Here is a 13,206-nt window from a genome sequence, read left to right on the forward strand (position 1 = left end):
GGTCGTGGGGTGAGAGGTCAATTATGAGCCGGGAAGCTGATTGACGCCTGGATAGAGGTGGGCGGCCGGTTCCCGGTAGGAGACCTCCGGGACCTGCGCGGCGTCCACGTCCTCGAACGTGAAGGACGTCAGGGACGCGAGGTTGCACTCACGCCGCCGCGGGTCGTGCGGCAACGGACGGCCCTGCACGGACAACCGCGTGAGCCAGATGGGCAACTGGTGGGACACGGCCACGGCCTGGGCGCCGTCGCCACCGCGGCGCACCGCGTCCCGGGCGAGGTCCCGCACGGCCTGTGCCATGCGCTCCACCTGCTCCTTGTAGGGCTCGCCCCACGAGGGGCGCAGGGGGTTGAGCATGTAGGGCCAGTGCTTGGGCTTGGCGAGCTCACGCCCGGTCACGTGCAGGCCCTGGAAGTGGTTGGCCGGTTCGATCAACCGCTCGTCCGTGTGCACCTCGAGCCCCAGTTCACGGGCCACGGGTGCGGCGGTCTCCCGCGTGCGGGTCAGCGGCGAGCACGCCAGCAGAACGATCCGATCGCCGTCCTGGACCCGCCGGGCCAGGTCCGCCGCCGCGGCCTCGGCCATCCGGGCGCCCTTCTCGGACAGGTGGTAGTCCGGGAGCCGCCCGTAGACCACGTGCGCGGGGTTGTGGACCTCGCCGTGGCGCAGGAGGTGAACGGTTGCTGAAGGCATGCCCCCAGTGTCTCAAACCCCGCTGTCAGCCCCCAATCGGCGCGTCAGGACGGAACCGGCCCCGTCAGGACAGCACGGCGCGTCAGGACAGCACGGCGCGCAACCGGGCGGCGTCGATGCGCAACCGGTCCCACGGGGCTCCGTCCACGAAGACCACGGGGATGTACTCGGCGTAGTCGCGCAGCAGCTGCGGATCGCCCGTGATGTCCCGCTCGCGATACTCGCTGCCCGTCTGCTCGCACACCCCGGTCACGACCTCGCGCGCGTCCTCGCACAGGTGGCATCCCGGTTTGGTCAGCAGCGTCACCGTGTGCGCCGGGCGCGGGCGGGTCCAGTCCGCGCCGGAGAGCAGGGGCGTACGACGTCGCTCGCTCCCCTCCTGCCGCCCCGCGGCGCCGGCGCCCGCGCCCGTTCCACGCGCCGTCGCCGTGGCGGGAGACGTCGCCGCCCCGCGCGTCGTCGCCGATTCGGGAGCCGATGCCGCTGCGGGTACCGACTCCGATGCGGGGCCCGGTTCGGCCGGACGGGCGGGATCGGGACGGTCGGGGCTCACGGGCTGCTGCGTCATGCGGCCCATGCTACGCACGCGGACACTGCGCACACGATGAAGGCCCCGTTCCCGACCAAGGCCCCGCACATGATGAAGGCCCCGTTCCCGGAGCGGGAACGGGGCCTATCACGGGCGCGCTTACTTCTTGTTGCGGCGCTGGTGACGAGTCTTGCGAAGCAGCTTGCGGTGCTTCTTCTTGGACATGCGCTTGCGGCGCTTCTTGATGACCGAACCCATAGGATCCCTCACAGTTCTCTGGACAGTGGTGTTTGCTGGGGGCCGCGGGTGAACACCGCCCCGCCCCTGCTAACGCGGGGGCAACATCCGTTTAACGGCAAACTACTGGCCTACCTTACCGTGCGACCCCGCCGGGCCCGAAAACGGGCGCTCAGGCGCTCGCGCGGCGATCGGCGTCGAGTTCCTCGTCCTGCTCCGGCCGCCCGTCCTGCTCCGCGACGGAACGCCCCCGCGGCGTTGCCGTGCGCTTGTCACGGGACGACGCCGCACGGTCCAGCGAGCGCGGTTCCGCGACCGAGGCGCGGGAGTCGTCCGGGTCCACGCCGGCTTCCTCGTACTGGTACGTGATGTGCTCGGCCACGAGGCGGGCGGCCAGGTTGTGGTCCCCCGCTTCGAGGGCGCCCACGATGGCCCGGTGTTCGGCGCGGATGCGGCTGGACGTGGTGCTCCACAGCGGCACATGACCCACGAGCGCCAGGGTGTACTCGTAGATCGAGTCCCGCAGGGCGGTGAACAACGCCGCGTTCACCGCGTTGCCGCCCGCCTTGACCAGCGCGATGTGGAAGCTCACGTAGAGGTGGTGGAACTGCTTGAGCCCCAGGTCCTCGTCCATCTGCGCCATGATCGCGCGCAGTTCCTCGCGCGGGATGCTGTGCTTCTCGGCGTTCTCGAGGGCCGAGGTCTCGAGCATCACGCGCGTCTGGACGATGTCCCGCAACGGGTGCTGCGACGTCGCCATGTGCAACTGCAGTGCGGGACCCGCGGACGCGGCCGGTTCGCGCACCAGGATGGGGAGAATGCTGCGGTGCGGGCCCTCGAAGAGTTTGACGATGCCCTGGGCCTCCAGGATCTTGAGGGTCTCACGCATGGAATTGCGGGACACCCGGAAGATCGCGGCCAAGTCCTTGTCGGTGGGCAGTCGTTGACCCAGCACCAGGTTTGCGTCGAACAGCTCGTTCTCGAGCCATTGCAGAACCTCTCGATGCGTTGCCATGTATCCCACCCTAAACGTCGTACGGCGCCCGACCGCCGTATGGCACGGTCGGGCGCCCGGCGCGCCGCTCTCCGGACGCGGCCTTGCTCAGATGATGCCCTGGGCCACCATGGCCCGGGCGACCTTGAGGAACCCCGCGATGTTCGCACCGGCCACGTAGTTGCCCGGCATCCCGAACTCCTCGGCGGTCTCCGCGCAGCGATCGTGGATCCCACGCATGATCTCCTGCAGGCGCTGCTGCGTGTAGTCGAAGCTCCATGAGTCGCGGGACGCGTTCTGCTGCATCTCGAGCGCGGACGTGGCCACACCGCCGGCGTTGGCGGCCTTACCCGGCGCGAACAGCACGTCCGATTCCTGGAACCGGTGCACGGCCTCGGTGGTGCACGGCATGTTGGCCCCCTCCGCGACGGCCACGATCCCGTTCTCCAGCAGGGTCTTGGCCTGGCGGCCGTTGAGCTCGTTCTGCGTGGCACACGGCAGCGCGACCGTGCCGGGGACGTCCCACACCGAACCGTCGAAGACGAAGCGGGCACTCGAGCCGCGCCGTTCGGCGTACTCGCTGATCCGGGCCCGCTCGACCTCCTTGACCTGCTTGAGCAGCGCCAGGTCGATGCCGTTGCTGTCCACCACGTAACCGCTCGAGTCCGACGCCGTGAGCGCCTTGGCGCCGAGCGACTGGGCCCGCTCGATCGCGTAGATCGCCACGTTGCCCGAACCGGAGACGATCACGTCCCGACCCTCGAGGTCCAACCCGCGGGTCTTGAGCATCTCCTCCGCGAACATCACCGCACCGTAGCCCGTGGCCTCGGTGCGGACGAGCGAACCGCCCCAGGACAGGCCCTTGCCCGTGAGCACACCGGACTCGTAGCGGTTGGTGATCCGCTTGTACTGACCGAAGAGGTACCCGATCTCACGCCCGCCCACACCGATGTCACCGGCGGGGACGTCCGTGTACTCACCGATGTGGCGGTACAGCTCGGTCATGAAGGACTGGCAGAACCGCATGATCTCATCGTCACTGCGCCCGGACGGATCGAAGTCCGAACCACCCTTGCCGCCGCCGATGGGCATGCCGGTGAGCGCATTCTTGAAGATTTGTTCGAAACCCAGGAACTTCACGATGCCCAGGTACACCGACGGGTGGAACCGCAAGCCACCCTTGTAGGGACCCAGCGCGGAGTTGAACTCCACCCGGAACCCACGGTTGATGTGCACTTGGCCTTGGTCGTCCGTCCACGGCACACGGAAGATGATCTGACGCTCGGGTTCGCAGATACGCTCCACGATCGCGGAGTCCAACAGTTCCGGATGGCGAGCCACCACGGGACCCAACGACTCGAAGACCTCGTCCACGGCCTGGTGGAACTCGGACTCACCCGGGTTGCGCGCCGTGACGATCTGCCGGATGGGGATCAGTTTCTCGTGCATGTCTCTCCTGCCGTCTTGAAAGGTCTGCGGCTCCCACTCAACCGCGGCGTGAACCGCGGTTGCGGCGCCGGAAACCCGTCAGAGTGGACAGCAGACCGCTCTGACGGCGATGCGCAGCCCCGCGAGGTCGGATGAGCTCCGCGATCTCGGGCGAGTTCGTCTCCGGGGAGACGGCGCGGGGCTCTGCATCGTGGGGCTCGGCATCATGCGCGGCACGGGGCTGCGCAGCGGGCTCGGTGTGGGCACCGTCGTCCAGACTATCCCCTGTGACCTGGGCCTCCCGTTCGCTGGCCAGGCCCTCCGAATCAGCGGAATTGATAGCTTCTTCGGTGACTCCCGAGCTGAACTGTACGACTTTCTCGGACTCCTGGGATGATTCGTCGAAAAACTCGGCTTCTGCGGGCGTCTCTGTTTCGCCTGAATTTTCTTCCGGACGGGGATCATCGACCGGGGATCCGGGGGTGACCGTGGGAGCGGGGATGTCCAGGACCTCGGGATCGTCCGAGGTGTTGGTGGCCTCCGCGGCCTCCGTCGTGACGTCGGTGACCTCCGCCGTGAACCACGGCAGGGACCGTTCGGGTTCGCGCCCAGGTTCCTGGGCGGCGTCGACGTCAGTGGTCTCGGTGGGGCTCGGGGCCTCGGCGGGTGCGTCGGTGACCGGGGCGTCCTCGGGCGACTGCGCGGCGTCGTCCACGGCCGGCTCCGCGGAGGCGTCCTTGGTCGGCTGCGCGGCGTCGTCGACGGCCGGCTCCGCAGCGACGTCGTTCGCCATGGCGGGCTCATCGGACTCGGCTGGGGCGGACTCGTGCGTATCCGTCACGGGAGTATCCGCCGCGGCGACCAGCTCGTTCACCCAGTCGAGCACGGCCACGAAGGGCTCGGCGGTGAGGCTGTAGAAGCGCTTCTGTCCCTGGGCCCGGGTGGCGACCATCCCGGCGTCGCGCAGGACCTTGAGGTGCTTGGACACCGTGGGCTGGGAGACCTCGAGCGCGGTGACCAGTTCGCCCACCGGCCGGGGCCCGCCGCACAGGGCCGTGAGGATGCGGCGTCGGGTGGGGTCGGACAAGGCGGAATATGCGTCGTGGGACATGGGATTCACCTTAGACGGGCTGCCCACCCCGACCCAATCAGACCTTCCCGTCACGGGTCGGTCCCACCAGCGTCAGCCCTGCCAGGGTCAGTCGTACCAGGGGTCCAGTCCCCACTGGGGAAAGACCTCCTTGCGCGTGGCCATGATGCTGCGGTCGGTCTCGTCACTGGGGTCGTAGCCGATCTCCCACGAGCGCCACCAGATGTCGACGTCGTCGCCCATGCGCTCGGGCGGGCGCCCGCCGTACTTTTCGGCCATGTAGCTGCGCCACGCCTGCGGGACCGGCGTGTTCACGTCCACGGGGTATCCCGAGGCGACCCCCACGAGGTGCGCCCACGAGCGGGGCACGGCGTCGTGGCAGTCGTACCCGCCGCCGCCCGTGGCGATCCACCGGCCCTCGCACAGTTCCGCCGCGAGCTCGGACACGGCCAACGCGATCTGACGCTGCCCGTCCACGCTCACCCGCAAGTGGGTCAGTTCGTCCTGGAAGTGGGAGTCGCAGCCGTGCTGGGAGACGATCACCTCGGGACGGAACTCGCGCGCGATCGGGGGGACCACGGCGTCGTACGCTCGAAGCCACTGGGAGTCGTCCGCGCGCGTGGGCATGGCCACGTTGACCGCGGTGCCGGCCGCCGCCCCGGAGCCGATCTCGTTCGCGAACCCCGTGCCGGGGAACAGGGACAGGCCCGTCTCGTGCAGGGACACGGTCATCACGCGGGGCTCGTCGTAGAAGATCGACTGGGTGCCGTCCCCGTGGTGGCCGTCCACATCCACGTAGAGCACGCGCTGCACTCCGTTGCCCAAGAGGTGCTGGATGGCCACGGCGCAGTCGTTGTACACGCAGAACCCGGAGGCCTTGTCCGCCGCGGCGTGGTGCATGCCGCCGCCGAAGTTCACGGCGTGGACCACGGAACCGCTCAGCAGGTCCGCGGCACCCTGGTAGCTGCCGCCCACCAGGCGCGCACTCGATTCGTGGATGCCCTCGTAGCCGGGAGTGTCCTCGGTGCCCAGGCCGCATTCGGGGATCTGCCGCGTGGGGTCCTCCGAGACGGCGCGCACGGACTGCACGTAGGTCTTGGTGTGCACGAGTTCCAGGACGGAGTCGTCCGGGACCTCGGGGACGGTGACCCGCACATTGGGCGCGGTGTCCAGGCCCAGGTTCTGCACCAACCGCATGGTCGCGTCCAGGCGGGTGGGGCTCATGGGGTGGTAGTCCCCGAAGTCGTACTGGAGCAACCGGGGATCCCAGTAGACACTGGTGGGGTAGACGGCATCCTTGCCCGTTGTCGCGGAGCTCACACGTCCATTAGAACACTCACGCGCGAGCGGCAGTCGCTGCAGCGCACTGTGACGGGGGATACTGGGGGTCGTTGCGCCGATCCACCCCCGCGGGACCGTAGGATTCCGCGTGACCCGACCGTCCATCGGATCCCGCGAGGAGGTGCCGTGAGCGAGCTCGAACAACCCAACGCCGTCGAGGAGCCCGCCTCCCCCGCGCCCTCCGGGGAGCCGCTGACCACCCGCGCGGCGCGAGGCATCCGGGACTTCGTGGACCAGATCGCGAGTTCCTCGCCCGCGCGGCTCGCGGTGATCGTGTTCGTGATCGTGGACCTGGGATTCGCCGCCCTGTTGTGGCTGCCCGTGTCCGCCAATCCCGGTCAGGAGACCCGGTTCGTGGACGCCGTGTTCACCGCGACCTCCGCCGTGACCGTGACCGGACTGACCACGGTGTCCACGGCCGCGCAGTGGTCCGTGTTCGGCCAGGTGGTCATCCTGATCGCCATTCAAGTGGGCGGTCTGGGCACCCTGACGCTCACGTCCATCCTGGCGCTGGCCATCGGGCGCAAGCTCGGGCTGAAGTCCAAACTGATCACCCAGGAGGCGCTGAACATCGGGCGACTGGGCGAGGTCGGTTCGCTGCTGCAGATCATCGTGATCACCTCCGTGAGCATCGAGGCCGCCCTGGCGCTCGTGCTCTCCGTGGGGTTCCTCGCGGAAGGAGAACCCCTGGGCACGGCCCTGTGGCACGGAGTGTTCTACGCGATCTCGAGCTTCAACAACGCCGGGTTCACGCCCCACACGGACGGGCTCGTGCCCTACGACCACGCCGGGCCCACCGCGTGGCTCATCCTGCTGCCCGTGTGCATCGGGGTGATCGTGGGGTCCCTGGGCTTCCCCGTGATCTTGGTGCTGCGTCAGGTGGGGTTCCGGTTCACCCGGTGGAACCTCAACGCCAAACTCACCGTGGTCACCACCGCCGCACTGTTGCTGCTGGCGTGGGTGCTGTTCACGGCCATCGAGTGGGCCAACCCGGACACCCTGGGCGGACAGTCCGTCCCCGAGCGGATCTTCCAGGGGTTCTTCGCGTCCGTGATGATGCGCTCGGGCGGTTTCAACCTGGTGGACATGACCGACACGTCCCAGGTCACGCTGTTGCTCACGGACGCCATGATGTTCGCCGGCGGCGGTTCCGCGTCCACGGCCGGCGGGATCAAGGTGACCACACTCGCCGTCGTCTTCTTGGCCATCCTCGCGGAGGCCCGCGGCGACCAGTCCGTGATCGCGTTCTTCCGCACCATCCCGGACTCCGTGCTGCGCATCGCGATCTCCGTGATCATGATGGGCGCCTCCGTGGTGCTGCTGGGTTCGAGCATCATGGTCGCCCTGACCCACATGCCCCTGGACCACGTACTGTTCGAGGTCATCTCCGCGTACGCCACGTGCGGTCTCAGCACCGGTGTGTCCGCGGGCGCCCCGGACGCCGGGAAGTACGTGCTGTCCGTCATCATGCTCATCGGCCGCATCGGTACCAACACCGTGGCCACGGCCCTGGCCCTGCGCTCGCGGCGCCGGCTCTACACGTACCCGGAAGAGAGGCCCATCATTGGCTAAGAACTCCTCCCACTCCGTCCCCGTCCTGGTGGTGGGCCTCGGGCGCTTCGGCTCGGCCACGGCCCTGCAGCTGATCCAGCAGGGGCGCGAGGTCCTCGGCGTGGAACGCGACGCCGCCCTCGTGCAGAAGATGTCCGGCCAGCTCACCCATGTGGTCGAGGCCGACGCCACGGACATCGACGCCCTGCGCCAGCTCGGCGCCGCCGAGTTCTCCTCCGCCGTGGTGGGTGTGGGCACGTCCATCGAGTCCTCGGTGCTGACCACCGCGAACCTCGTGGACCTGGGGATCGACCGGATCTGGGCCAAGGCCATCTCCCCCGCCCACGGCAAGATCCTCGCGCGCATCGGCGCCCACCACGTGATCTTCCCCGAGGCCGACGCCGGGCGCCGCACCGCCCACCTGGTCTCCGGGCGGCTCCTGGACTACATCGAGTTCGACGACGACTTCGCGATCGTCAAGATGTACCCGCCCCGGGAGACGCAGGGGTTCACGCTGGGCGAGTCCGACATCCGCTCCAAGTACGGCGTGACCGTGGTGGGTGTGAAGTCCCCGGGCGAGGACTTCACCTACGCCCGCCCGGACACCACGGTCAGCTCGCGGGACCTGCTCATCGTCTCGGGGCACGTGGACCTGATCGAACGGTTCGCCGCGCGGCCCTGACCCGGTTGCGTCTCGGCGGGCCGTCGCGGTCCGGCGTTACTCAGCACCCGACGGCGCGACCGTCATGGCCCGCGTGGCGAGCGCCATGATCCCGGGGACCCCGGCGCGGCCGAATGCCCGGCGCTGGCGACTCGCACCGTTGCCGCGCTCGAGGATGCGGCGCACCCCCGCCTCGGCGAAGCGGCGGTCCGCCTCCGAGGTGTAGTGCCCGCTCACCCGTTCCAGCAGGGTGCCCACGAGTTCCTCCGCCGGGACCAGGGTGGCCGTGACGGGATCCAGGAGCCGACCGCTCAGCCCCCACCGGGCGGACTGCCACAGCGCGATGTCCAGGTACTCCTGGGTGAACGCGACCGCGGGCGGCGCCTCGAGCGCGTAGTTCGCGAGGGCGCGCGTGAGCACCGCGATGGCCACCGAGTCCTGGGCCTCCAGCTGGACGTCGCACGCGCGGATCTCCAGGGTGCCGTGGCGGTGGGACAACCGGGCGAGCCAGCTCAGACTCGCGGGGCTCTCCACGGCGTCGAACGCGGTGAGCATGGCCACGCGCGAGTCGTAGTCGTGCAGGTCCTGGAAGTGGGGCGGCACGCCGTTGGCCATCCAGCGGCGGTAGTGGATGGAACGCCAGCTCTCGAACCCGGACTCCACGCCCCGCCACACGGGCGAGTTCGCCCCGATGGCCACGAGCACGGGCAACCAGCCACGCAGCCCGTTCAGGGCGCGCACCGCGACCTCCAGGTCCGGGAACCCCAGGTGCACGTGCATCCCGCTGATGTACTGGTCCGCCGCGATGGCCGGGGTCTGGCCGGCCAGGCGCTGGTAGCGGGCGTCGTGGGTGATCTGCGCGGGTTCGGGCCGCACGTCCGGGGCGGCGGCGACACCCACCACGTCCATGCCCATGGCGTTCGTGGCCTCGCGCAGCGCCGTGCGGAACTCCACGAGCGAGGCCACGGCCGTGGCGGCGTCGCGGAACACCGGGGAGGTCTCCTCGACCTGGCACGAGAGCCACTCGGGGGTGGCCGCGCCGCCGCCCGCGGTCAGCGAGACCAGTTGCGCCGACTGTTCCGGCGTGGGCCGCGCGGGGAGGTTGTCCCCGCGGTCCACCAGCAGGAACTCTTCCTCGATGCCGAACGTGCTCATGGTGCTACCGCCTTGCGTGGTCTCGTGTGGTGGGCCGGGCGGTTCGCGTCATTCGCCGCCGTATTCCTTTACCATCTGGTCACCCTTCGTCGCGGACGCCTCCGCGCCGGCCGCGATGATCTCGCGCAGGCCCTTCTCGTCGAACGTGGTGATGGCCTGCTCCGTGGTGCCGCCCGGGCTGGTGACGGCCTTACGCAGGGCGGCGGGATCGGCGTCGTCGGGCGCGAGCAGGACGCCCGCCCCGGAGACCGTCTCCTTCGCGAGCACGCGCGCCGTCTCCGGGTCCAGGCCCAGCTGCTCCCCCGCGTGCTGCATGGCCTCGGCCAGGTAGAACACGTACGCGGGGCCCGAGCCGGACACACCCGTGACCGCACGGATCAGGTTCTCGGGCACCTCGACGACCGTGCCCACGGCGGCCAGCACGTCCTTCACCGCGTCCAGCTGCTCGCGGGACGCGTGCTCGCCCGGGGTCACGGACAGCACGCCTCGGCCCACGCTCGACGGCGTGTTGGGCATCGAACGCACCACCGGCTGCCCCTGCGGCAGGGCCTTCTGCAGGGCGTCCAGCGTGACACCGGCCGCTACGGAGACCACCACGGTCCCGGGGTCCAGGGCTGGTGCGATCTCGCGCGCCAGGTCCAGGATCGCGTACGGCTTGACCCCCAGCAGCACGACGTCCGCGCCCTTCACGGCAGTGCGGTTCGCGTCCGCGTCCTCCTCGCCCGCGAACACGGTCACCCCGGTCTCGTCACGCAGCTTCTCCGCCGACGACGCCGAACGGGTCGTCGCGCGCACCGCCCCCTTCTCGGTGCCGCCCGCCAGGACCCCTCGCAGGATCGCACCGTTCATGAAACCGGTTCCTAGGAACGCCAGGGTCAGCTCGCTCATGCCATCAGTCCTTTCACACCCGTCCGCGGGCCCACTCGCGCTGTTGCTGCGCAGCAGGGCTCACGGGGTGTCGTTGCGGTCACGGAACTCTCCTTGAACGGTATCGCGCGGCGGACGGTCCCCGCGACCGCGGTGCTCTGAGGTGCTGCGGGGTGCTCCGTGGGCCGGGCACATCTTTGCTGCGAAATGCACTGGTTCGGAACGTGCCAGGGGCCGGGGACATCCTTGCTGCAGAAAGCACGGATTCGGGGCCGAAAATGTGCGTAGTGCAGCACAGATGTGCGAGCCCCCACGGACTGGCGCAGGGGCTCGAGGGTGGGCAGCAGCGATGCCGCTCCGAGACAGTGAACGGAGTCCGGTGGTCAGGTTGCCACCGTCATATGACGGTCGGCGGCATCAACAGGCCCGACGACGCGTTCCTCCACTCAGCCACCACCCGGCCACCCCCGCCACCACGAGGGGCAGGCCAATCACCCACAGCGGCCCAAGTGTGCCCATGAGCAGACCGCCTCCCAAGGCATCCCCCGCACCGAGCTGGGGCGCGAGCCATGAGGTCCATCCCAGGACCGCGAGAGAAACCGTCAGCAGTATGGCGCCGGCGATCGCGACGATGACCGATACGGCGGCGAGTGTGTCCTTCATGGGCCCATTGTGCTCCGCCGGTCGACCCGGTTACATCCTTGCTGCAGTACGCACCGATTCGGCGCCGAAAACGTGCGTATCGCAGCACAGATGTGTGCGCCACCGTGGGCGTGGTGGGAGCGGCGTCGGCGGCGCGTCGGCGAGCGCTAGCCCTCCACCGTCATGTGGCGGCGCGCGAAGGACAGGGCTTCCGCGAGCCACTCGTCGCGCTCGTCCGCATCCTTCGACTTACGTGTGGAGACCTCCACCCCCACCACTCCCTGCCAGCGCTGATCACGCAGGTACTCGAGGGTCTCGGCGACCGGCTGCACGCCGCGCCCCGGCAGGAGGTGCTCGTCCGCCATGGTCTGGCCGGAACCGTCCGTGAGGTGCACGTGGCCCAGCCGGGAACCGAGTTCCTTGACGGCCGCGAGCGAGTCCATCTTGGCCGTCGCTGCGTGGGAGAAGTCCCACGTGACCCAGTCGTAGTCCTGGCCGAGCGGGCTGTAATGCGGGGAGTACACGACGGCCTCACGCCCGCCCACGCGCCACGGGTACATGTTCTCCACGGAGATCTTGGTGTCGGTCATCCTGGAGACCTCACGCACACCGGCCACGAAGTTGCGCGCGTACTTGCGCTGCCACCGGAACGGCGGGTGGGCCACCACGACCTCCGCGCCCACCTGGTGCGTGAGCTTGGCGGCCATCTGGATCTTGGTCCACGCCTTGCCCCACACCTGTTGCGTGAACAGCAACGTGGGGGCGTGGATCGTGGAGATGGGCAGCTGGTACTTCTGGATATTGTCCAGCAGTTGGTGGGTCAGCTGGCTCATGCGCTCGTGGGTCACGAGTACTTCCACACTGTCGTAGCCCAGGCGCTGGGCGGCGTCGAACGTCTCGGGGACACCCTGCGGGTACAGCGAACTCGTGGACAGCGCCACGTGCGGGCGGTAGACGGGTGAGGTGTCGGTCATGAGCTGGTCACCAGGTCCTTGGGATCGACGGTCGAGCTGGCGGAGTCCCGCAGCAGCCGGTCCATGCGTCGCAGGATGAGTCCCTCCCGCAGGGCCCACGGGGAGATCCGCAGCGACTCCACCTTGAGCAGGTCCATGGCGGTCTCCGCGACGATCGCCCCGGCCACCACCTGCGCGGCGCGGTGTTCGGAGACCCCGGGCAGGTCCGCGCGTTCGGCCACGCTCATGGCCTCCATGCGCCGCGTCCACAAGCGTAGGTCCTCCAGGTGCATGACGCGTTGCACGTACGGTCCTTGTCCCGACGGCGCTGCCCCGCAGATCCGCGCGAGCGAGCGGAACGTCTTGGACGTGCCCGCCACCAGATTCGGTTGTCCCCCGCCGGCGATCCGGTCCGCGGCGGGACGCAGCGTGGTGCGCACGTGCTTGCGCAAGCCCTTGAACCGGGCCGGGGGTGCGACGTCGGACCCCGCGAGATACACGCGATACAGCCTGCCCGCCCCGAGCGGGACCGACGTGGCCACCGTGGGCAGCGCGTTGGTGCCGATCGCCATCTCGAAGGACCCGCCCCCGATGTCGAAATCGAGGATGCGCCCGGCACCCCACCCGAACCAGCGGCGCACCGCCGAGAACGTCACGGCCGCTTCCTGGTCCCCGGACAGTTCCGTGAGCGTGACCCCGGACGTCGATTGGACGTGGTCCAGGACGGCGTTGCCGTTGGTGGCCTCCCGGATCGCGGACGTCGCGAACGCCAACAGGTCCTCCGCGCGGTGCTCTACGGCGAAGTCACGCGCCTCCCCCACGAACCCGGTGAGCAGGTCCCTGCCCTCGTCCGTGATCCGACCGTCGTCGTCCTGGTAGTCCACGAGCCGCAGCGCCATCTTGTGGGACGCGTACGGTTCCGGCCGGGACCCCGGGTAGACGTCCAGCAGGAGCAGGTGCACCGTGTTGGAGCCGACGTCCAGGACGGAGAGCCGCATGTGAGTTCCTTCGCTCGCTGGGTGGGCCGTAGGGGCCACTGGGTCGGTCCGCGGTGACGACGCCGCC

The 13,206-nt window shown here is 69.3% G+C and carries 14 protein-coding genes; 2 read left to right on the forward strand and 12 right to left on the reverse strand.

The genetic code is table 11. From position 1 onward, the window contains the following. Positions 1-21: 21 nt before the first annotated feature. From AS25_RS11095 to AS25_RS11120, 7 genes are all read right to left on the reverse strand, one after another. A complete protein-coding gene (locus AS25_RS11095; RefSeq protein ID WP_035965126.1) occupies positions 22-693 on the reverse strand; it encodes a histidine phosphatase family protein in 672 nt (223 codons plus the stop codon). Positions 694-775: 82 nt separating this feature from the next. Beyond that, positions 776-1,261 (reverse strand): glutaredoxin family protein, encoded by a 486-nt coding sequence (locus AS25_RS15070; protein ID WP_084118178.1) that lies wholly within the window; start codon positions 1,259-1,261, stop codon positions 776-778. 120 nt (positions 1,262-1,381) lie between these two features. Then, complete coding sequence (locus AS25_RS14335) at positions 1,382-1,480, reverse strand: 30S ribosomal protein bS22 (RefSeq protein WP_005504750.1); 99 nt, start codon at positions 1,478-1,480, stop codon at positions 1,382-1,384. 151 nt (positions 1,481-1,631) lie between these two features. After that, positions 1,632-2,474: a FadR/GntR family transcriptional regulator gene (locus tag AS25_RS11105; RefSeq protein ID WP_084118171.1), complete on the reverse strand. Its 843-nt coding sequence runs from the start codon at positions 2,472-2,474 to the stop codon at positions 1,632-1,634. Positions 2,475-2,561: 87 nt separating this feature from the next. After that, a complete protein-coding gene (gdhA, locus tag AS25_RS11110; RefSeq protein WP_035965127.1) occupies positions 2,562-3,902 on the reverse strand; it encodes an NADP-specific glutamate dehydrogenase in 1,341 nt (446 codons plus the stop codon). 37 nt (positions 3,903-3,939) lie between these two features. Continuing rightward, positions 3,940-4,992 carry a metalloregulator ArsR/SmtB family transcription factor gene (locus tag AS25_RS13895; protein ID WP_052160941.1) on the reverse strand — a complete coding sequence of 351 codons (1,053 nt, stop codon included), beginning with the start codon at positions 4,990-4,992 and terminating at the stop codon, positions 3,940-3,942. Between the two features lie 87 nt (positions 4,993-5,079). Further along, on the reverse strand, positions 5,080-6,291 hold the full coding sequence (locus AS25_RS11120) for an acetoin utilization protein AcuC (protein WP_052160942.1): 1,212 nt from the start codon (positions 6,289-6,291) through the stop codon (positions 5,080-5,082). 147 nt (positions 6,292-6,438) lie between these two features. Here AS25_RS11120 and AS25_RS11125 point away from each other — a divergent pair, with 147 nt between their 5' ends. Continuing rightward, positions 6,439-7,884, forward strand: coding sequence for a TrkH family potassium uptake protein (locus tag AS25_RS11125; protein ID WP_035965129.1), 1,446 nt, complete (start codon positions 6,439-6,441; stop codon positions 7,882-7,884). Then, positions 7,877-8,545 (forward strand): potassium channel family protein, encoded by a 669-nt coding sequence (locus AS25_RS11130; protein ID WP_035965130.1) that lies wholly within the window; start codon positions 7,877-7,879, stop codon positions 8,543-8,545. The genes AS25_RS11125 and AS25_RS11130 overlap by 8 nt, the downstream gene beginning before the upstream one ends. A gap of 36 nt (positions 8,546-8,581) precedes the next feature. Here the strand turns inward: AS25_RS11130 and AS25_RS11135 are convergent, their stop codons facing one another. From AS25_RS11135 to AS25_RS11155, 5 genes are all read right to left on the reverse strand, one after another. Next, positions 8,582-9,679, reverse strand: coding sequence for a carboxylate-amine ligase (locus AS25_RS11135; protein WP_035965132.1), 1,098 nt, complete (start codon positions 9,677-9,679; stop codon positions 8,582-8,584). A 48-nt stretch (positions 9,680-9,727) separates the two neighbouring features. Next, positions 9,728-10,567, reverse strand: a complete 840-nt coding sequence (proC, locus tag AS25_RS11140; RefSeq protein ID WP_035965133.1) for a pyrroline-5-carboxylate reductase — start codon at positions 10,565-10,567, stop codon at positions 9,728-9,730. Between the two features lie 396 nt (positions 10,568-10,963). Next, positions 10,964-11,209 carry a hypothetical protein gene (locus tag AS25_RS11145; protein WP_035965135.1) on the reverse strand — a complete coding sequence of 82 codons (246 nt, stop codon included), beginning with the start codon at positions 11,207-11,209 and terminating at the stop codon, positions 10,964-10,966. A 146-nt stretch (positions 11,210-11,355) separates the two neighbouring features. After that, positions 11,356-12,162 carry a sugar phosphate isomerase/epimerase family protein gene (locus AS25_RS11150; RefSeq protein WP_035965136.1) on the reverse strand — a complete coding sequence of 269 codons (807 nt, stop codon included), beginning with the start codon at positions 12,160-12,162 and terminating at the stop codon, positions 11,356-11,358. Beyond that, on the reverse strand, positions 12,159-13,139 hold the full coding sequence (locus tag AS25_RS11155; protein ID WP_035965139.1) for a Ppx/GppA family phosphatase: 981 nt from the start codon (positions 13,137-13,139) through the stop codon (positions 12,159-12,161). The genes AS25_RS11150 and AS25_RS11155 overlap by 4 nt, the downstream gene beginning before the upstream one ends. Positions 13,140-13,206: the final 67 nt, after the last annotated feature.

The organism is Kocuria marina (genome assembly GCF_000786655.1).
In the GTDB taxonomy this organism is placed as follows: Bacteria; Actinomycetota; Actinomycetes; order Actinomycetales; family Micrococcaceae; genus Kocuria; species Kocuria marina_A.